Genomic DNA, 18,588 nt, shown 5'->3' on the forward strand with positions numbered 1-18,588 from the left:
GGGGTACGCGTAGCCGGGGTACTCGTGGCGGGGCTGCCGCGTCGGTAGGCTCGTCCGCATGGAGCATCAGGTGTTCGTACCGGTCCCCTCCGCAGACGTCCGCGCCGTGCTGCGCGACCCCGCCCGGCTGGCGCGGTGCGTGCCGGGGCTCCAGCAGGACGCCGATACCGAGGCCGGGCCGCTGTCCGGCCGGCTCAGGGTGCGGGTCGGCGGCCACACCGTCACCTACCGCGGGGCCCTCTCCGTCACCGAGCAGGACCCGGACCGCTTCACCCTCGCGGGCGAGGGCACCGAGGTGCGGGGGAGCGGGACCGTGAAGCTCACCCTCGCGGTGCGCCTGGCCGAGGCGGACGGCGGCACCCGGCTGGAGTTCACCGCCGAGTCCGCCGCCGACGGGCGCGCCGCCGCCTTCGACCCCGACGCGGCCGCCACGGCCGCGCACCGCCTCCTGGACCGGTCCGCCGGGCACCTCGCGGCCGTCGCGGTCGATGCGATCGACGGCACGGCCGGGCCCGGGGACGGGGTTTCGACGGACGCCGGCGTCGATGCCGACGCGGACGTAGACACGGACGCCGACATGGACGCCGACATGGACGCCGACACGGACGCCGACACGGACGCGGACCAGGACGCGGACCAGGACGCGGGCCAGGACGCGGGCCCCGGCCCGGGGTTCACCGAGGTCACCGCGTCCGTGTTCGACACCGAGGTCCCGGCCCCGTCCCTGGACCCGTTCCTGGAAGGCACCTTCGAAGGCATGGCCGACCTCGGGGACCTGGGCGGCCCCCCGCGTCCGCCGGCCGAGGCCGCGCACGCCCGCCGCACGATGATCGGCCGCAGCGCGGAGGAGGTGGACCACGCGCCCCCGCGCGGCCGCTACGCCCCGGTCCCGGCGCCCACGTCCGCCTCCGTGAACGCCGGCCTTCGCTGGATCGCCCCGGCCGCCGCCGTGGCCGTGGCCTCGGCGGTCCTCCTGGGCCGCGCCCTGCGCCGCCGCCGCTGACCCGGGGAACGCGCCCGCCCGCCCCCGGGGAACGCGCCCGCCGGACCCGGGGAACGCGCCCGCCCGCCCCCGGGGAACGCGCCCGCCGGACCCGGGGAACGCGCCCGCTTCTCCGTGCGGCCCTGATCACCCCGCCGGGCTGACTAAGGTCATGGCATGAGTACGCAACTGCGCGCCGGCGGCGCCGAGGTGACCATCGACCAGGAGAACGGCTGCCGGATCAGCAGTCTGCGCATCGACGGGACGGAACTGCTGCGGCAGGGGGACCACTACGGGTCCTTCCCCATGGTCCCGTGGTGCGGCCGGACCAGGAACGGGCAGTTCCAGGACGGCGCGACCCTGCACCAGCTGCCGCTCAACCACCCGCCGCACGCCATCCACGGCTTCGGCCGCGACGCCGCGTGGAGCCGCGCCCGGACCACCGCCACCGAGGCCGTCTTCACGTACCCGCTCGCCGACCCGTGGCCCTATGAGGGCCTGGTCACCCAGATCTTCGAGCTCGGCGAGAACGCGCTGACCCTGACGATGGGCATCGAGACCTACCAGGACTCCTTCCCGGCGCAGGCCGGCTGGCACCCCTGGTTCCACCGCAACCTCGGCAACGGGGGCGAGGACGTCCGCATCGACTTCGAGGCCGCCTGGCAGGAGGAGCGCGGAGCCGACCACCTGCCCACCGGCAACCGCATCGATCCCAAGCCCGGCCCCTGGGACGACTGCTTCGGCATGCCGTACGGGGTCGACGTCACCCTCACGTGGCCCGACGCCCTGGAGCTGAAGGTCACCAGCCGCTCCGAATGGGTGGTCGTGTACGACGAGGAGCCCGAGGCGGTCTGCGTGGAACCGCAGTCGGGCCCGCCCAACGGCCTGAACGGCCTCCCGCAGCTGGTCACCCCCGTGGACCCGCTGGAGATCTCCACGACGTGGACGTGGCGGCGGCTCGGGTAGTGCCCAATTAAGCTCGGTGCCATGAGTGACGTACGCGATGCGCTTCTGCAGCAGATCAAGGACAAGGCCGTCGTGCACGGCAAGGTGATCCTCTCCTCCGGCCGCGAGGCCGACTACTACATCGACCTCCGCCGGATCACCCTGGACGGCGAGGCCGCCCCGCTGGTCGGCCAGGTCATGCTCGACCTCACCGCCGACCTGGAGTTCGACTGCGTCGGCGGCCTGACGCTGGGCGCCGACCCGGTCGCCACCTCGATGCTGCACGCCTCCGCCGCGCGCGGCGCGCGCCTGGACGCCTTCGTCGTCCGCAAGGCGCAGAAGGCGCACGGCATGCAGCGCCGCATCGAGGGCACCGACGTGAAGGGCAAGCGCTGCCTGGTGGTCGAGGACACCTCGACCACCGGCGGTTCCCCGCTGACCGCCGTCGAGGCGGTCCGCGAGGCCGGCGGCGAGGTCGTGGCCGTCGCGACGATCGTCGACCGCGGCGCGGCCGACGCCATCGCGGCCGCCGGACTGCCTTACCTCACGGGCTACCAGCTGGACGACCTCGGTTTGTCCTAACACTCGGACAGCGGGTCGTGCTTCCGCACAACTGGTGACTTAGGTCCCCGAGAGTCCGGAAGTAGGCCCTGACCTGCGTCTTTTCGGTCGGGTGGAGTGTTTCACGTGAAACACTCCACCCGGTTCGGGCCACAGGGCGCCGTCGCGGAGGTGGAGTGGGGGCCCGAGTCTGGAAAGATGGGGACGACGGCAACGTCGCCCCCAGGTCAGGGCCCGCAATAAGCACACTCCCCGCACATCCAAGGAGCGGACAGATGCCCATCGCAACCCCCGAGGTCTACAACGAGATGCTCGACCGGGCGAAGGCAGGCAAGTTTGCCTACCCGGCGATCAACGTGACCTCGACCCAGACCCTGCACGCTGCACTGCGCGGCTTCGCGGAGGCCGAGAGCGACGGCATCATCCAGATCTCCACCGGTGGTGCGGAGTTCCTGGGTGGCCAGTACAACAAGGACATGGTCACCGGCGCCGCCGCCCTGGCCGAGTTCGCGCACATCGTGGCCGCCAAGTACGACATCACCGTCGCGCTGCACACGGACCACTGCCCCAAGGACAAGCTGGACACCTACGTCCGCCCGCTGATCGAGATCTCGGCCGAGCGCGTGGCCCGCGGCCTCAACCCGCTCTTCCAGTCGCACATGTGGGACGGTTCCGCCGAGACCCTGGCCGACAACCTGGCCATCGGCCAGGAGCTGCTCGCCAAGGCCGCCGCCGCGAAGATCATCCTCGAGGTCGAGATCACCCCGACCGGTGGCGAGGAAGACGGCGTCAGCCACGAGATCAACGACGAGCTGTACACCACCGTCGACGACGCGCTGCGCACCGCCGAGGCCCTGGGCCTGGGCGAGAAGGGCCGCTACCTGCTGGCCGCCTCCTTCGGCAACGTGCACGGCGTCTACAAGCCGGGCAACGTCGTCCTGCGCCCCGAGCTCCTCAAGGACCTCCAGGCCGGCGTCGGCGAGAAGTACGGCAAGTCCTCCCCGTTCGACTTCGTCTTCCACGGCGGCTCGGGCTCCACGGCCGAGGAGATCGCCACCGCGCTGGAGAACGGCGTCGTGAAGATGAACCTCGACACCGACACCCAGTACGCCTTCACCCGTCCGGTCGTGGACCACATGTTCCGCAACTACGACGCGGTCCTGAAGGTCGACGGCGAGGTCGGCACCAAGTCGAAGTACGACCCCCGCACGTGGGGCAAGGCCGCCGAGGCCGGCATGGCCGCGCGCGTCACCGAGGCCTGCGCGAACCTGCGTTCCACGGGCACGAAGCTCAAGTAGCAGCGGCTCACAGAGCAGCTGACACAGCAGCTGACGCAGCAGCTGGCATAGCGGCTCACAGAGCAGCTCACGTGGCAGCGGCTTCCCGGAAGGGCCCGGCTCCACCGTCCACGGACGGCGGGGCCGGGCCCTTCCCGCATGTCCGCGTCCCCCATCCCCCAGACTGTGGGCATGTCTCTTCACCAGAACCTCCTCGGGGGCCCCGCCCCCACCCACCTCCCCGACGAGCCGGGCATCGCGGCCCTCGCCGCGGGCACCCCCGCCGTCGAGGTGGCCGCCGCGCACCCGACCTCCTCCCTCGCCTGGGCCCTCCTCGCCGACGAGGCCTTCGAGGCCGGCCGCACGGTCGAGTCGTACGCCTACGCCCGTACGGGCTACCACCGCGGCCTGGACGCGCTGCGCCGCGCCGGCTGGAAGGGCCACGGCCCGGTGCCGTGGGAGCACGAGCCGAACCGCGGCTTCCTGCGCGCCCTGAACGCCCTGGCCCGCGCGGCCGGAGCGATCGACGAGAAGGAGGAGTTCGCGCGCTGCTCGACCTTCCTGCGCGACTCCTCCGAGACGGCCGCGGACGTCCTCGCCGTCTGAGGTCCGACGCGTTCGACGCCCCGTACCGGGCGGGTTCCCGCAGGGGGCCCGCCCGGTCGCGGGAAGTGACGTGCGCCACTGACTATTGAAGCCCCGCGGCACGACGGTCCTATGATGCGGACAGGGGACCGGAGCTCCACTCACCTCACCGGAAGGAGCGGACCGCTACCCGGAAGCACGTATCGAGGAGACAGCGATGTCGCACGCCCTTGATGCCTCCGGAGACGGCGGTTCGGACACCCCGAACCTCGACTTCGCCGGCACGACCCCCTACGAGGACTACGTCCAGGCGGACGTCCTCACCCACCTCCAGCACCTGCGTTCGGACGACCCGGGCGAGATGGTCTTCCTGGTCACCACCCAGGTCATGGAGCTGTGGTTCACGGTCATCGTCCACGAGTGGGAGACCGCCGCACAGGCGCTCCGCGAGGACGAGCTCCCCGTCGCGATGGATGCGCTGAAACGATCCCTCCGCGAGCTGGAGGCCCTCAACGCCTCCTGGCGCCCCCTCGCCCAGCTGACCCCGGGCCAGTTCAACGCGTACCGCGCCGCCCTCGGCGAGGGCTCCGGCTTCCAGTCGGCGATGTACCGCCGGATGGAGTTCCTGCTCGGCGACAAGGCCGCTTCCATGCTGGTCCCGCACCGCGGCGCCCCGCGCGTCCACGCGGAGCTGGAGAAGGCCCTCCAGGAGCCCAGCCTCTACGACGAGGTGCTGAGCCTCCTCGCGCGCCGCGGGCTCCCGGTCCCGCAGTCGGTCCTCGACCGCGACCTCTCGCAGCGCTACGAGCCCTCGCCCGAGGTCGAAGCCGTCTGGACGGCCCTGTACGCCACCCCGGACGCCCACCTCGACCTGCACCGCCTCGGCGAGGTCCTCACCGACGTGGCCGAGCTGGTCTGGCGCTGGCGCAACGACCACCTGGTCGCGACCCGGCGCGCGATGGGCGCGAAGACGGGCACGGGCGGCTCGGCCGGCGTGACCTGGCTGGAGAAGCGGGCCCAGAAGAACGTGTTCCCGGAGCTCTGGACGGCGCGCAGCCATGTCTGAGCCGACCACGGGACCGGACCTGGCGGCCCGCGCCGAAGCCCTGGACGCGGCCGATCCCCTCGGCAAGCTCCGCGACCGCTTCACCCTCCCCGAGGGCGTGGTCTACCTCGACGGCAACAGCCTCGGCGCGCTCCCCGCGGGGGTGGCCGCACGGCTCGCCGAGGTGGTCACGGAGCAGTGGGGCACCCGCCTGATCCGCTCCTGGACCGAGGGCGAGGCCAACTGGTGGAACGCCCCCGAGCGCATCGGCGACCGGATAGCCCCGCTGGTCGGCGCCGCCGCCGGCCAGGTGGTCGTCGGCGACTCCACCAGCGTCAACCTGTTCAAGGCGCTGGTCGGCGCCGCCCGGCTGGCCCCGCCCGGCCGGACCGAGCTGCTCGTGGACGCCGCCACCTTCCCCACCGACGGCTACATCGCCGAGTCGGCGGCCCGGATGACGGGCCTGCGCGTCGTGCCGGTCGACCCGGCCGCCGCCGCGGGGGCGATGGGCCCGGACACCGCCGTGGTCCTCCTCAACCACGCCGACTACCGCACCGGCCGCCTGCACGACCTGCCCGGCCTCACCGCGGCCGCGCACGAGGCCGGGGCGCTCGTCGTCTGGGACCTGTGCCACACGGCCGGGGCGCTGCCCGTCGGGCTCGACGCGCACGCGGTGGACCTCGCGGTCGGCTGTACGTACAAGTACCTCAACGGCGGCCCCGGCGCCCCCGCGTACCTGTACGTCGCCACCCGCCACCAGTCCGCCTTCGACTCCCCGCTGCCGGGCTGGAACGGCCACGCGGACCCGTTCGCGATGACCCCCTCCTACGAGGCCGCGCAGGGCGTGGCCCGGGCCCGCGTCGGGACCCCGGACATCCTGTCCATGCTCGCGCTGGAGGCCGCCCTGGACGCCTGGGACGGGGTTGCGGTCGAGGAGGTCCGCGCGAAGTCCCTCGCGCTGACCGACTTCTTCCTCGACTGCGTGGCGGCGTACGTCCCGGCGGGCAAGGTCGAGCTGGTCACCCCGACCGGTCACGACCAGCGCGCCAGCCAGGTGTCGCTGCGCACGGAGAACGCCGACGGGGTCATGCGCGAGCTGATCTCCCGTGGGGTGATCGGGGACTTCCGCGCCCCCGACGTCCTGCGCTTCGGATTCACTCCGCTGTACGTCGGCTTCGCGGACGCGGAGCGTGCGGCGCGCGCACTGGGTCACATTTTCGGGTGAACCGGTAGCGAAACGTCACATCACCGCGCGGGCGGGGCTACGGCCCCGCCCGCGCCGGTATCTCCCCGGCCCGCCACGGAGGGCACCGTTCCGGCCTGATACGGTCCCGCTCTGCCGGGACACCGGAACACCAGTCCCCCTCGTCCCACGCGTTACCGGAGGTTGAGCCGATGACGGACCCCGCAGTCGAACGGGACGCCGCCGAGGCCGCCTCGGCCTTCTCCCATCCGCCCGTGGCCCCCGACGCCACGGCCGCCTACGGAGAACACCCCGACCAGATCGTCGACTTCCACGCACCGCGCGGAGCGCGCGCGCAGCCGGGCGTCGCGCGTTCCGCGCCGCTGGTCGTCGTCCTGCACGGAGGGGCGTGGCGCGCCCCGTACGACCGGCAGCACGTCAGCCCTTTCGCGGACTTCCTGGCCCGGCAGGGTTTCGCCGTCGCCAACGTCGAGTACCGGCGCGGCCGGTCCCGGGCATCGCAGCCCCTGCCCCACCAGGACGCCCGGGGCCCGGTCGCCGGCCGCTGGCCCGAGACCTTCGACGACGTGGCCGCCGCGCTGGACGCCCTCCCGGAGCTCGCCGCCGGCGCCCTGCCGGAGGCCGACCCCCGCCGCATGGTGCTGACCGGCCACTCGGCCGGAGGCCACCTCGCGCTGTGGGCCGCGGCCCGGCACGTGCTCCCGCCCGACGCCCCGGCCGGCTGGAGGCTGCCCGCGCCGCCGCTGCTGCGCGGTGTGGTGGCGCTGGCCCCGATCGCGGACTTCGCGGTGGCGGAGGAGCTCGGGGTGTGCGGGGGCGCCTCGGCGCAACTCCTGGGCGGGGCCGGAGCCTTCGCCGCGCGGCGCCCGTACGCCGATCCGGCGGCGCTGCTGCCGACCGGCATCGCGACGGCGGTGGTTCAGGGGCGGAGCGACATCGTGGTCCCGGAGGCGGTGTCGGAGGCGTACGTCGCGGCGGCCGCGATGGCGGGGGAGATGGTGGGCCTGACCCTGCTGGACGGGGTCGGCCACTTCCCCCTCATCGACCCGGCGGCGGACGCGTGCGCGGTGGTGTCGGAGGAGATCGCGCAGCTGGGGTGGTAGCCCCGGTCACCCGGTCACCCGGTCACCCGGTCACCCGGTCACCCGGTCACCCGGTCACCCGGCCACCCGGTCACCCAGCCACCCAGCCACCCGGTCACCCAGCCACCCGGTCACCCAGCCACCCGGTCACCCGGCTCCCGGTACGCCGAAGGGGCGGTGCGCGACGCGCGCACCGCCCCTTCGGCTGGACCGCCTAGAGGAACGAGTTGATCTCGATCGTCTCGGTACGGCCGGGGCCGACGCCGATCGCGGAGATCGGAGCGCCCGACATCTCCTCCAGGGCCTTGACGTACGCCTGGGCGTTCTTCGGGAGGTCCGCGAAGGTCTTGGCCTTGGTGATGTCCTCGGACCAGCCGGGGAAGTTTTCGTAGATCGGCTTCGCGTGGTGGAAGTCCGTCTGCGAGTACGGGAGCTCCTCGACGCGCTTGCCGTCGATCTCGTACGCGACGCAGACCGGGATCTCTTCCCAGCCGGTCAGCACGTCCAGCTTGGTGAGGAAGAAGTCCGTCAGGCCGTTGACGCGGGTCGCGTAGCGGGCGATCGGGGCGTCGAACCAGCCGCAGCGGCGGTCACGGCCGGTGGTCACGCCGCGCTCGCCGCCGATGCGGCGCAGGGCCTCGCCGTCCGCGTCGAACAGCTCGGTCGGGAACGGGCCGGCGCCGACGCGGGTCGTGTACGCCTTCAGGATGCCGATGACGCGGCTGATCTTCGTCGGGCCGACGCCCGCACCGGTGCAGGCGCCACCGGCGGTCGGGTTCGAGGAGGTGACGAAGGGGTACGTGCCGTGATCGACGTCGAGCAGGGTGCCCTGGCCGCCCTCGAAGAGCACGACCTTGTCCTGGTCGAGCGCCTTGTTGATGATCAGGGTGGTGTCGGCGACGTACTGCTTGATCTGCTCCGCGTAGCCGAGCAGCTCTTCGACGATCTGCGCCGACTCGATCGCGCGGCGGTTGTACAGCTTCGTGAGGAGCTGGTTCTTGCCCTCCAGCGCCGCTTCGACCTTCTGGGTGAGGATCGACTCGTCGTAGAGGTCCTGGATCCGGATGCCGACGCGGTTGATCTTGTCCGCGTAGGTCGGTCCGATGCCGCGGCCGGTCGTACCGATCTTGCGCTTGCCGAGGAAGCGCTCGCCGACCTTGTCGAGGGTGACGTTGTACGGCGTGATCACGTGCGCGTTGCCGCTGACCAGCAACTTGGAGGTATCGATGCCGCGCTCGTTCAGGCCGCGCAGCTCGGAGAGCAGGACGGCCGGGTCGATGACGACACCGTTGCCGATGACCGGGGTGCATCCGGGGGAGAGGATGCCGGAAGGGAGAAGGTGCAGTGCGTACTTCTGGTCGCCTACGACGACCGTGTGGCCGGCGTTGTTGCCACCCTGGTAACGCACTACATAGTCAACGGATCCACCGAGCAGGTCGGTGGCCTTTCCCTTGCCCTCGTCACCCCACTGAGCTCCGAGCAGCACAAGAGCGGGCACAGGCGTACACCTCTTCCGGATGGGGCATGTCCAAGGTCAGGGGGCGTACGACGATGTACACCGCAGGCTGAGCCGTCGGACCGGTACCCCGGAATAGACGAAGGCCCTGGCGCAATAGCGCAAGGGCCTCTTGCACAAAGATGCTACCCGAGGAAGGACCGAGGTGTCGGCTCCAGAGCCCACCATGAGCCATGCGGGCGCGCCGGTAGGCGGCCTGCTCGTGCTCGTCGACCCGGTCGCCCGCCGTCTTGACGGCGAGTCCGTGCGAATCGCGAAAGATGTTCTGTCAGCGGGAGCGGCGGCGAAAATTTGCCTCCCGGACTCACGGGAGGAGTTTGCGCGGGCTCTCGCCCGCCGGGGTCATCGGCAGCCGGTGATCGTGGGCGACGACCGCGCACTCGTCCGGGCCGTCGGTCTGCTGCACCGTGAGCGGGCGCTGTCCGAGGGGGCCGTTTCGCTGATTCCGGTGGGGCCGACGGCGTCGCTGGTCCTGGCGCTGCAGCTCGGCGTGCCGCTGTCGGCCGTGGCGGCCGCGCGGGCGGTGCTGGACGGGGCCGTCGCCATGCGGGACCTGCTGGTCGACGACAGCGACGGGGTGGTGCTGGGCGGGATCGGCATCCCGCCGCCGCCCGTGGGGGCCGGATCCGGCCCCCGGTCCGGGGCCGGGGGCGTGCCGCGGCCGGCCGGGCCGTCGGTGTGGAACGCGTACCGCTCGCTGGTCCGTACGTTCGGCCGCCCGGCGGCGGGAGCTCCGCCCGGCAGCGGATCCGGTGGCGGCCACCGGCTGCGGGTGGAGGCCGACGGGGTGGTCTTGGCGGACGTGGACGGGATGGTGGAGGACGTCGCCGTGTCGGCCCGGGAGGGCGACGGGCTCGCGGACGTGCTGGTCCGGATGAGGGCGGTCGCGGCCGCCCCGGGCTCCGGGTCGGGCTCGGGCTCCGGGTCGGGCTCGGGCTCGGGCTTCGTTCCCGCGCCGGGATCCGGACGGGTGGTGCGGGTGCGGGCGTCGGCCGTGACCGTGTCCGGGGAGGATTTCCGCTACCGGTCGGACGTCGGCATCACCGGCCCGGTCCGGCGCCGTACGTGGACCTTGCACCCGGGCGCCTGGGGGCTGACACTGCCGCTGCAGCGCTGACGCTCACGCTGACCCGGGGGAGGATCGGTGGCGGGGATCGTGGAGGTTCCGAGGACGACCGGGTGCGGCGGGGATCCGGCCGCCTCGCCGGGCCCGGCGCCGGTGCCCGGGCCACCCGGGGAGGCGGACGTCCGGGACGCGCTCGGCGACTGGAGGCAGGACGCCGCGCTGATCGGCTTGCTGCCGGTGCTGTGCTGGCCCGCGCTGATCGGGGCGCTGGTCACCCGCCCGGCACCGTTGAAGGCGGTGCTCCTGGTGGTGCTCTGCCTGCCGGTGCTCGTCGCGCTCCGGGAGCTGTACGTGGCCCGGCGCGTGCGGGGCCTCCTGCGGGCCCCGGAGCTGCGCTGGGTCCCGTACGAGGCGGAGGTGGTGCGCGGGCGCGGGCTGCCGCCGCTGCTCGTCCTGGGCCGCGGGGGCTCCGCGGAGCGCGTGCTGACCCTGGGGCCGCTGGGCCGGCGGGTGCTACCGCCGCGCGCGTGGCCGCCCCCCGCTCCGGCCCTCCCGCCGCCGGCTCCGTCCGGTGCGCCGGGTCCGTCGGCTCCGCTGGCTTCGGCCCTCCCGCCGTCAGGTCCGTCGGGTCCGTTGGCTTCGGCCCTCCCGCCGCCGGGTGCGTCGGGTGCGCCGGGTTCGCTGGCTCCGGTCCTCCCGCCGTCAGGTGCGCCGGGTGCGCCGGGTCCGTCGGCTCCGACCCTCCCGCCGTCGGGTCCGTCGGGTCCGCCGGTGGAGTCGGACGCGCCCGGCCCGCCTCCGGAGCGGTTCGTGTGGCTGGCCGGGGACCCGGGGCCCGGGGCCGTGGTGTGGGTCCCGCGCGCCCGGGAACTGGGCCTGGCGCGCAGGCCGTGGCCGCGGGGCGCGCTCAGCCGGAGGCGGCCGCCTCGATGAGGTCGCAGACCGGGCCCCGCTGACCGCGGCCCTGCTGGCGGCCCTCCTGGCCAACGCCCTGGTCGCCCTCCTCGCCACGGCCGGGCTCGCGGGCCGGGGCGCGGGCGGAGCGCTCGCCCTCGGGCTCGGGATCGGCGCCACCGGGATGCTTCGCGTCGGCGGCCGCCGTCACGGCGCAGCTCACCGAGAGCGCGCGGGGACTGGTGGCCGCCCTCTTCGTCGTGGCGGCGGTACTGCGCCTGGGCGCCGGGGAGTCGGGGCAGCGCGCGGAACCCGTTCTGGCGCACTCCGGCGGCCCCCTGCGCTGGGTCGCCGGCCATCTGGCCGTCGCCTTCGGCGGCTCGGCGCTGATCTTGCTGCTCGGCCGGCTCGGCCGGCTCGGCCTGGGCTTTGGCCGTGGCCAAAGCGGGGCCCTCGGGCAGACCGTCGGGGGCGCACTCGCGCAGCTCCCCGCGGTGTGGGTGATCGGGGCCGTCGCGGCCCTCCTGTACGGCGTGCTCCCCGGCCACGCGTCGGCCGACTGGGCGGTGGCCGGGGCCGCGCTGATCCTCGGCTGGATCGGTCCCGCACTGAACCTCCCCCGGGCGGTCCTCGACCTGTCCCCCTTCGCCCACCTGCCCCGGATCCCCGGCTCTGAGGCTCTGACCTGGGGTTCTTTGCTCACATTGACCGCGCTGGAGGCGACTCTCCTGGCCGCCGCCCCGGCCGCCCTGCGCCACCGGGACCTGGCGGCCTGAGCCCCGGAATTCCTTGATCCACACCCGTCCGAAAAGTTGTCCACAGCTGTGGACAACTTTTCGGGGCGCCCTAAGCGGGGGTCACCAGCCGGGTCTCGTACGCGAACACCGCCGCCTGCGTGCGGTCCCGCAGTCCCAGCTTGACCAGGATCCGGCTCACGTGCGTCTTGATGGTGGACTCGGCGATGATCAGCCGATCCGCGATCTCCGCGTTGGACAACCCCTGTGCGATCAGCACCAGTACCTCGGTCTCCCGCTCCGTCAGCTCCGTGACCGTCGCCGACCCCACCTGCGTCCGGGTCTCCGACAACTTCGAGAACTCCGTGATCAGCCGCTTGGTCACGGAGGGCGCCAGCAGAGCCTCTCCGGCGGCCACCACCCGTACTCCATCGGCCAGTTGGCGGGCGGAGGCGTCCTTGAGCAGGAATCCGGACGCACCGGCCCGCAGTGCCTGGTACACGTACTCGTCGAGGTCGAAGGTCGTCAGGACCAGCACCTTCGCGTCCGTGTCGGCGGCCACGATCTCCCGTGTCGCCTCCAGGCCGTTCATCTCCGGCATCCGGATGTCCATCAGCACCACATCCGGCTTCAAGGCCGCCACCTGGGCGATCGCCTCCCGCCCGTTCACCGCCTCCCCGGCGACCTCGATGCCGTCCATCGCGTTCAGCAGGACGGAGAAACCCTCACGGACCATCATCTGGTCGTCGACGATGAGCACGCGGATCGTCATGCCGGATCCTTCACCGGGTCCGGGCGGCTGCCGGCCACGGGTATGAACACCGCCACCTCGAACCCCCCGGAGGCCAGCTCCCCGGCGGTCATCTCCCCCTCCAGCATGGCCACCCGCTCACGCATCCCGGTGACCCCCTGCCCGGCCCCCGGCGAGGGCCGCACGTCCCCGGTGCCGGCCGCGTTGACGATGCGCAGGCCCAGCCCGCCCAGCACGTAAGAAACCTCGACCCCGGCGCTCGCGCCCGGCGCGTGCCGCAGGGTGTTGCTCAGGGCCTCCTGGATGATCCGATACGCCGACAGCTCAACGCCCGGCGGCAGTTCGCGCACCGCGCCCGTCACGGTCTTTTCCACGCTCAGCCCGGCCTCCCGCACATTGGCCAGCAGCCCGTCCAGCGAGGCCAGCGTCGGCTGCGGAGCGTCCGGCGCCTCGTAGTCGGCGGAGCGGACGACGCCCAGCACCCGGCGCAGCTCGGTCAGGGCCGCCACCGCGTTCTCCCGGATGGTGACGAACGCGGCCTCCAGCTCCGGCGGCGGATTCTTCACCCGGTAGGGCGCGGCCTCCGCCTGGATGGCCACCACCGACATGTGGTGGGCGACCACGTCGTGGAGCTCTCGCGCGATCGTGGTCCGCTCCTCCAGCAAGGTCCGCCGGTCCCGCTCGACGGCGGTGACCTCCTGCTGCGCGGTGACCTCCTGCTGCGCCTGCTTGCGGATGTTGCGGAGGCTCACCGCCAGCAGGGCGAGCGCCGAGGCGAAGGCCATCGGGCCGACGTTGATGTCCTGGCCGTGACCGAGCACGATGGACGTCCCGATGCCGATCGACAGCGTGACCACCCACATCCAGCCGGCCGTCCGGGGACTCGTCCGCATCGCCACCAGCGTCACCGTCGCGAGGTACGAGAAGAAGGTGGCGGGGATCCACGGCCAGTTGGGATCGGAGCCGCTGACGACCGAGAAGATCAGGGTGACCGCCACGGCGACCCAGAACGCGCCCAGCGGCCGCACCAGGGTCATCGCGATGGGGGCTGCCGCGAGCAGACCCATCACAAGGGAGGCGCCCTGCGGCAGGCCGGTGGTGATCGAGGTGAAGACCACCACGAGGAACGCGATCAGGCAGACGGTCGCGTGCGGCAGATATGCGGCCTCCACCCGTATCCGCTTCGGGAGCCGCCGGGTCAGCGGCCCGTCCGTGCGCATCGGGGCCAGCGGCCGGTAGGCGAACGCGTCGGTGATCAGCGCCTGGCGCAGGCTCTGGACGAAGCCCGAAGCCAGTCGGATCTCGGGAGTCCGGGGGGTCGCCCCGGATGTGGTCTCGGTCATGTACCCCACGGTAGGTGGGCCCCGGCGTGGTCCGCGTCGCCGCTGAAGGGGATTTCCCGGGGTCCCCCTCAGGTACTACCCGGGCTACTTTCAATAGCCCGCCGGGCGGATCAGGCCCGTCTCGTACGCGAACACCGCGGCCTGTGTGCGGTCCCGCAGGCCCAGCTTCACCAGGATCCGGCCCACGTGCGTCTTGACCGTCTGTTCGGCCAGGATCAGGTGCCCGGCGATCTCCGCGTTCGACATGCCCTGGGCGACCAGCGACAGGACCTCCGTCTCGCGCTCCGTCAGCTCGTCGAGCCGCGCCTTCGAAGGGGCCCGCGGAGCCCCCAGCCGGGAGAACTCGGTGATCAGCCGCTTCGTGATGTTCGGCGCGAGGAGCGCATCCCCGGCGGCGATCACGCGGACCGCCTCGGCCAGCTGATCGGCCGAGGCGTCCTTGAGGAGGAAGCCCGAGGCGCCGGCGCGCAGCGCCTCGTACACGTACTCGTCGAGGTCGAAGGTGGTCAGCACCAGCACCTTCACCGTGGAGCCCGGGGCGCCGGTGATGAGGGAGGTGGCCTCGATGCCGCCCATCCCGGGCATCCGGATGTCCATCAGGACCACGTCCGGAACCAGTTCGGCGACCTTGGCCACGGCCTCGGCGCCGTCGACGGCCTGACCGACGACCTGGATGTCGGGCTGGGCGTCGAGGAGCAGGGTGAAGCCCTGGCGGACCATCATCTGGTCGTCGGCGATCATCACCTTGATCGGGGCAGCAGTCATGAGTCCTTCTTCTTCGTCTCGCGTCCGGGTGCGGCCGGGCCGTCCGGGGACACGGGATCCATCGGGAGCACGGCGCTCACCTCGTACCCCCCGTCGGGGCGGGGCCCGGCGGCCAGCTCACCCCCCAGCATGCCCGCTCGCTCCCGCATCCCCAGCAGCCCGTGCCCCGCTCCCATGGTCGGCGGTGCCGGACGGATGGGAGCCGTGTTGGCGACGCACAGGTGCACATCGCGGGGCCCGTAGGCGATGCCGACCTCCACCTGGGAACCCGGCGCGTGCCGCAGACAGTTGCTCAGTGCTTCCTGGACGATCCGGTACGCCGTCAGCTCCACGCCGGGCGACAGCGGCCGGCGGATGCCCGCGATCTCCACGGTGACCTCCAGCCCGGCACCCCGCACGTTGTCCACGAGGCCGTCCAACTCGGCCAGCGTGGGCTGCGGATGGTGCGGATCGGCGGCCTCGTCCGGCTGCTCGGAACGCAGCACCCCCAGTACACGCCGCAGCTCCGTCAGGGCTTCCACGGCGTTCGCGCGGATCCCGGCCAGATTCTCCTTGAGTTCCTCCGACGGGTTCTCCACGAGGTAAGGCGCCACCTGCGCCTGGATGGAGATCACCGACATGTGGTGCGCGACGACGTCGTGCAGCTCACGGGCGATCCGGCTGCGCTCCTCCAGCAGGGTGCGCCGGGCGCGCTCCTCCTCCGTGAGGGTCTCCTGCTCGACGAGCTTCGTGCGGGCCAGCCGGGTGGCGCGCAGGGCGTACCCGAGGAGGCCGGTGAAGGCGAACAGGAGGATGGCCCCGGGGGCGGAGGTGCCGCTGTGCTCGGGCTTGAAGACGCCCTCGGCCAGACCGGTGCAGGCGACGACGAGGGTCACCGCCCCGACGGTCACCCGGGGCGGCACCCGCAGGGCCACCAGCAACAGCACCGGGGCGAAGGCGAATATCCCCGCGGGCAACCACGGCCAGCTCTGGCCCTGGCCGACGTGGCCGTGGATCTGCGCGGCGATCAGTCCCGCCGCGGTCAGGCCGAGCCAGTACCCGGCGATCGGCCACCGCATCGCGATCACGATGGACCCGCCGACCAGGATCGCCAGCAACTGCCGGACGGAGCCGTGGACCCCGTAGTGGTTGCCGAGCTGCTCCGTGGTCACGGCGAAGAAGGCCACCGCCAGATAGAGGACCACGAGGTGAGGGAGCCAGGCCAGCCAGTGGGGCTTCGACATCCTCGGAAGGGGATCGGCCCTCAGGTTCAGGAGCCCCGAGGCCGCGCTCCGCACCACGGCCGAAGCCCTGGCGGGGGAGCCTCCCGGGTCCCCGCCGGCCCTGGCCGCGGTCGCGGCCGCGCCTGTGCGCTGTGCCGCGGCCGGGGTCCTGACCGGGGGTGCGGGCTCGCTCTGATCGTTCACGTCGTCCAGCCTAGGCACGGAGGGTCTCCTTGGCGGGAGCCGCCGGGCCGGTGACTGTGCTCTCCCCGGCCGGAGTTGGGGAGGTGTGGGCAGGGCGGGAAGCGTTCCCCCGGGTCGGGGCGGACGAGGCGACGATCCGCGAGGGGTCGGCCGGCGTCCCGGTGGACCCGCGCCGGGCGCGCCCCCGGGAGCGGCCGCCGACCTGCTCGTAGGTGTGGAAGGCGGCCCAGCAGACCGCCAGCGCGGCCGCGAACACGGGCAGCCAGAGCAGTCGGACGGCTATCCACCGCGCTGAGTCGGGCACGGTGTGCAGGCCGGGCAGATCGGTGGAGACCAGCAGTCCCAGGGCAGTGACGGCCATCATCGCGGTCTGGTGCCACAGGAAGATCGTCATGGCGGACAGATTCACCAGCGCCACCTTGGCCCAGGCCCTCGGCCGGCTCATCACCCGGGCCAGGGGCTCCCGCAGCAGCAGCGCCAGCCCGCACTGGGCCAGGCCGAACGCGACGGCGGCCAGCGTCGGCGGGTTCAGGTTCGAGATCGCGGCTCCGGGGACGCCGACCATCGAAGCGGGGTACCCGCCCCAGAGGATCAGCGCCGCCGTGGCGGCGATCCCGCCACCCAGCAGCAGGGCGGCCGGACCGCGCCGGGCGAAGGCACCCCGGGACCACGCGGCGCCCAGGGTGTAGGGCACCAGCCAGCCGGCGGCCACATTGACCCAGCCGATCCATGCGGGCCCGCCGAATCCGAAGCGCCAGACATCGACGGAGGCCACCACGGCCAGCGGCCACAGCGGGCTCAGCCGGGCGACGAGCGGGGTCGCGGCGGTGAGCACCGCGAAGACGAGGAGGAACCACAGGGGGGACAGGACGAGGCCCAGCAGCGTCCGGACGGTGTCCGTTCCGACGCCGCCGAGCAGCATGCCTCCGGCGGCGACGCTCCACAGGACCAGGACGGCGGCGACCGGCCGGAACAGCCTGCCGAGACGTTGGCGGACCCACGGCTCGTACGGGACTCCACGGCCGCGCGCCGACTCGTACCCCTGGGCGGCGACGTGGCCGCCGACCAGGAAGAAGACGGCCAGGGTCTGGAACACCCAGGAGACCGGGGCCAGTCCGCTCATGTGGGCCAGCGGGCTGGTGGTGCTGAGGCCGCCGTCGGCACTGGTCAGTGCGGTGACCAGCCAGTGGCCCAGCACCACGCCGAGGATGGCGAAGGCCCGGAGCGCGTCCACGGCCCGGTCCCGGTTGGCGGGGGTTCCGGCGTCGATGCGGTCCGCGAGAACGGACCAGCGGGTCTGCGGTTCACGCACGCGCACGGGAGACCTCCGGAGCAGCGGGGGCGGACGGGGCGACGGGGGCGGTGAGGGCGACGGGGGCGGTGAGGGACGAGGCGGAGGCGGCGGGAGCGGAGCCCGGTCCGGGCCGGGCCGCCGGAGAGGAGCCGAGCACGATATCGGCCAGGCCGTTCAGGGACTCGGTGCCCGGCTTGAGGTAGTCGCTGTGCCCGCCGGAGCCGGCCGCGAAGGGCAGGGCTCCGAAGGCCGGGTCCACGGGATCGGCGGCGAAGCCGACCCCGCCGACGCGCACGTGCGGGACACCGGAGATCCAGTCGTCGCCGCCCCGGCCGGCCCAGACCCGGGCCCGGGTCGGCAGGTCCGCGGCGGAACCGACCCCCGTACCCGGACTGCCGAACAGCGCTATGTCGGTGACCTCGGGACCCGTCCCCGTACGGGCGCAGACGACGGATCCGTAGGAGTGGCACAGGAGCGAGAGGCGGGCCTCCGGGGCGGCCAACCGGGCCAACCGGGACAGGAAGGGGCCGAGTTCGGCGGCGGCCTCGTCGGCGCGGCCGGTGGTCAGGACGGCCGGGCTGACCGTGCCCGGGGTGTCGTACCCGAGCCAGGCGACCACGGCGGATCGGGGGTGCTCGGCGCGCAGGCGCTGCTGAAGGGCGACGGCCCCGGTGCGGAACCTCTGGTAGGTGTCCAGCGTCGTGTCCGACCCGGGGACCAGGACGCCGACCCGGTCGGCGGTTTCCAGATCGCCGAACACCTCTATCGCCCGGCCCTTGCCGCGCCCGTCGAAGACGAGGAACCGGGCATCGCCGCCCGCCTCCATGGCCCGTAGCTTCACCGCACGGCCGTGGCGGCCGGCGTTCTCGGCCGTACGGGCCGCCTCGGCGAGGTTGGCCAGGTGGGCGGCGTACCGGTCGGCGAGGGCGGTGCCTTCGCCGAGGACCGCCGGGGCCGGCGCGGGGACGTCAGGGGAAGCGGCGGCGGACACGGGGAACACCACGGCCGCGGCCACGAGCCCGGCCAGCAGCGTGCGGCGCAGACGGCGGCTGCCGCGGCCGTCGGGACGTGCGGTGGGTCGCGGTCGGCGGCTCATGGGTCCGTTCCTTCGCTCGTGCCAGAGGGGGTTGGTGCGTTG

19 protein-coding genes are annotated in these 18,588 nt (G+C 73.1%); 11 read left to right on the plus strand and 8 right to left on the minus strand.

All coding sequences use genetic code 11. The features are described from left to right. Positions 1 to 58: 58 nt before the first annotated feature. From ACIQV3_RS19775 to ACIQV3_RS19810, 8 genes are all read left to right on the plus strand, one after another. On the plus strand, positions 59 to 1,003 hold the full coding sequence (locus ACIQV3_RS19775) for a CoxG family protein (RefSeq protein WP_403713701.1): 945 nt from the start codon (positions 59 to 61) through the stop codon (positions 1,001 to 1,003). Between the two features lie 156 nt (positions 1,004 to 1,159). Further along, entirely contained in the window at positions 1,160 to 1,948 is a 789-nt protein-coding gene (locus ACIQV3_RS19780; protein ID WP_403713702.1) for an aldose 1-epimerase, read from the plus strand. 21 nt (positions 1,949 to 1,969) lie between these two features. Beyond that, positions 1,970 to 2,509, plus strand: coding sequence for an orotate phosphoribosyltransferase (pyrE, locus tag ACIQV3_RS19785; protein WP_250748753.1), 540 nt, complete (start codon positions 1,970 to 1,972; stop codon positions 2,507 to 2,509). A 254-nt stretch (positions 2,510 to 2,763) separates the two neighbouring features. After that, positions 2,764 to 3,786: a class II fructose-bisphosphate aldolase gene (gene fbaA, locus ACIQV3_RS19790; RefSeq protein WP_112446238.1), complete on the plus strand. Its 1,023-nt coding sequence runs from the start codon at positions 2,764 to 2,766 to the stop codon at positions 3,784 to 3,786. A 171-nt stretch (positions 3,787 to 3,957) separates the two neighbouring features. Further along, entirely contained in the window at positions 3,958 to 4,371 is a 414-nt protein-coding gene (locus ACIQV3_RS19795; RefSeq protein ID WP_403713703.1) for a DUF3151 domain-containing protein, read from the plus strand. Between the two features lie 196 nt (positions 4,372 to 4,567). Next, a complete protein-coding gene (locus tag ACIQV3_RS19800) occupies positions 4,568 to 5,416 on the plus strand; it encodes a tryptophan 2,3-dioxygenase family protein (protein WP_403713704.1) in 849 nt (282 codons plus the stop codon). Next, a complete protein-coding gene (kynU, locus tag ACIQV3_RS19805; protein ID WP_403713705.1) occupies positions 5,409 to 6,620 on the plus strand; it encodes a kynureninase in 1,212 nt (403 codons plus the stop codon). Before ACIQV3_RS19800 ends, kynU begins: the two co-directional genes overlap by 8 nt. A 170-nt stretch (positions 6,621 to 6,790) precedes the next feature. Next, complete coding sequence (locus ACIQV3_RS19810) at positions 6,791 to 7,702, plus strand: alpha/beta hydrolase family protein (RefSeq protein WP_403713706.1); 912 nt, start codon at positions 6,791 to 6,793, stop codon at positions 7,700 to 7,702. 193 nt (positions 7,703 to 7,895) lie between these two features. Here ACIQV3_RS19810 and ACIQV3_RS19815 read toward each other — a convergent pair whose 3' ends face one another. Next, on the minus strand, positions 7,896 to 9,179 hold the full coding sequence (locus ACIQV3_RS19815) for an adenylosuccinate synthase (RefSeq protein ID WP_327305424.1): 1,284 nt from the start codon (positions 9,177 to 9,179) through the stop codon (positions 7,896 to 7,898). A 184-nt stretch (positions 9,180 to 9,363) separates the two neighbouring features. Between ACIQV3_RS19815 and ACIQV3_RS19820 the strand changes: the two genes are divergently transcribed. After that, positions 9,364 to 10,314: a diacylglycerol kinase gene (locus ACIQV3_RS19820; protein ID WP_403713863.1), complete on the plus strand. Its 951-nt coding sequence runs from the start codon at positions 9,364 to 9,366 to the stop codon at positions 10,312 to 10,314. A 27-nt stretch (positions 10,315 to 10,341) separates the two neighbouring features. Continuing rightward, positions 10,342 to 11,196, plus strand: a complete 855-nt coding sequence (locus ACIQV3_RS19825; protein WP_403713707.1) for a hypothetical protein — start codon at positions 10,342 to 10,344, stop codon at positions 11,194 to 11,196. On the opposite strand, the gene ACIQV3_RS19830 is transcribed toward ACIQV3_RS19825, so the two are convergent. After that, complete coding sequence (locus ACIQV3_RS19830; RefSeq protein ID WP_403713708.1) at positions 11,171 to 11,368, minus strand: hypothetical protein; 198 nt, start codon at positions 11,366 to 11,368, stop codon at positions 11,171 to 11,173. The two genes, ACIQV3_RS19825 and ACIQV3_RS19830, sit on opposite strands and share 26 nt — an antisense overlap. A gap of 31 nt (positions 11,369 to 11,399) precedes the next feature. Here ACIQV3_RS19830 and ACIQV3_RS19835 point away from each other — a divergent pair, with 31 nt between their 5' ends. Then, a complete protein-coding gene (locus ACIQV3_RS19835; RefSeq protein WP_403713709.1) occupies positions 11,400 to 11,933 on the plus strand; it encodes a hypothetical protein in 534 nt (177 codons plus the stop codon). A gap of 70 nt (positions 11,934 to 12,003) precedes the next feature. Here ACIQV3_RS19835 and ACIQV3_RS19840 read toward each other — a convergent pair whose 3' ends face one another. The 6 genes from ACIQV3_RS19840 to ACIQV3_RS19865 all read right to left on the minus strand — a co-directional run bounded on the left by ACIQV3_RS19840 (position 12,004) and on the right by ACIQV3_RS19865 (position 18,546). Continuing rightward, a complete protein-coding gene (locus ACIQV3_RS19840; protein ID WP_403713710.1) occupies positions 12,004 to 12,663 on the minus strand; it encodes a response regulator in 660 nt (219 codons plus the stop codon). Continuing rightward, positions 12,660 to 13,985 (minus strand): sensor histidine kinase, encoded by a 1,326-nt coding sequence (locus tag ACIQV3_RS19845; protein ID WP_403713711.1) that lies wholly within the window; start codon positions 13,983 to 13,985, stop codon positions 12,660 to 12,662. The genes ACIQV3_RS19840 and ACIQV3_RS19845 overlap by 4 nt, the downstream gene beginning before the upstream one ends. Positions 13,986 to 14,075: 90 nt before the next feature. Next, positions 14,076 to 14,750, minus strand: coding sequence for a response regulator (locus ACIQV3_RS19850; RefSeq protein ID WP_403713712.1), 675 nt, complete (start codon positions 14,748 to 14,750; stop codon positions 14,076 to 14,078). Then, positions 14,747 to 16,156: a sensor histidine kinase gene (locus ACIQV3_RS19855; RefSeq protein WP_403713713.1), complete on the minus strand. Its 1,410-nt coding sequence runs from the start codon at positions 16,154 to 16,156 to the stop codon at positions 14,747 to 14,749. Before ACIQV3_RS19855 ends, ACIQV3_RS19850 begins: the two co-directional genes overlap by 4 nt. A gap of 10 nt (positions 16,157 to 16,166) precedes the next feature. Beyond that, positions 16,167 to 17,468 carry an acyltransferase gene (locus ACIQV3_RS19860; protein ID WP_403713864.1) on the minus strand — a complete coding sequence of 434 codons (1,302 nt, stop codon included), beginning with the start codon at positions 17,466 to 17,468 and terminating at the stop codon, positions 16,167 to 16,169. Then, positions 17,461 to 18,546 carry an alpha/beta hydrolase gene (locus ACIQV3_RS19865; RefSeq protein ID WP_403713714.1) on the minus strand — a complete coding sequence of 362 codons (1,086 nt, stop codon included), beginning with the start codon at positions 18,544 to 18,546 and terminating at the stop codon, positions 17,461 to 17,463. The genes ACIQV3_RS19860 and ACIQV3_RS19865 overlap by 8 nt, the downstream gene beginning before the upstream one ends. Positions 18,547 to 18,588: the final 42 nt, after the last annotated feature.

It is taken from the genome of Streptomyces sp. NPDC099050, from assembly GCF_044759865.1.
Taxonomy (GTDB): Bacteria; Actinomycetota; Actinomycetes; order Streptomycetales; family Streptomycetaceae; genus Streptomyces.

Excerpts from the sequence above, each read along its gene's own strand:
- ACIQV3_RS19820 (WP_403713863.1), top strand. The coding sequence starts at position 9,364 with ATGAGCCATGCGGGCGCGCCGGTAGGCGGCCTGCTCGTGCTCGTCGAC.
- pyrE (WP_250748753.1), top strand. The coding sequence starts at position 1,970 with ATGAGTGACGTACGCGATGCGCTTCTGCAGCAGATCAAGGACAAGGCC.
- ACIQV3_RS19850 (WP_403713712.1), bottom strand. The coding sequence starts at position 14,750 with ATGACTGCTGCCCCGATCAAGGTGATGATCGCCGACGACCAGATGATG.
- ACIQV3_RS19795 (WP_403713703.1), top strand. The coding sequence starts at position 3,958 with ATGTCTCTTCACCAGAACCTCCTCGGGGGCCCCGCCCCCACCCACCTC.
- fbaA (WP_112446238.1), top strand. The coding sequence starts at position 2,764 with ATGCCCATCGCAACCCCCGAGGTCTACAACGAGATGCTCGACCGGGCG.
- ACIQV3_RS19810 (WP_403713706.1), top strand. The coding sequence starts at position 6,791 with ATGACGGACCCCGCAGTCGAACGGGACGCCGCCGAGGCCGCCTCGGCC.
- ACIQV3_RS19840 (WP_403713710.1), bottom strand. The coding sequence starts at position 12,663 with ATGACGATCCGCGTGCTCATCGTCGACGACCAGATGATGGTCCGTGAG.
- ACIQV3_RS19865 (WP_403713714.1), bottom strand. The coding sequence starts at position 18,546 with ATGAGCCGCCGACCGCGACCCACCGCACGTCCCGACGGCCGCGGCAGC.
- ACIQV3_RS19845 (WP_403713711.1), bottom strand. The coding sequence starts at position 13,985 with ATGACCGAGACCACATCCGGGGCGACCCCCCGGACTCCCGAGATCCGA.
- ACIQV3_RS19775 (WP_403713701.1), top strand. The coding sequence starts at position 59 with ATGGAGCATCAGGTGTTCGTACCGGTCCCCTCCGCAGACGTCCGCGCC.
- kynU (WP_403713705.1), top strand. The coding sequence starts at position 5,409 with ATGTCTGAGCCGACCACGGGACCGGACCTGGCGGCCCGCGCCGAAGCC.
- ACIQV3_RS19780 (WP_403713702.1), top strand. The coding sequence starts at position 1,160 with ATGAGTACGCAACTGCGCGCCGGCGGCGCCGAGGTGACCATCGACCAG.
- ACIQV3_RS19800 (WP_403713704.1), top strand. The coding sequence starts at position 4,568 with ATGTCGCACGCCCTTGATGCCTCCGGAGACGGCGGTTCGGACACCCCG.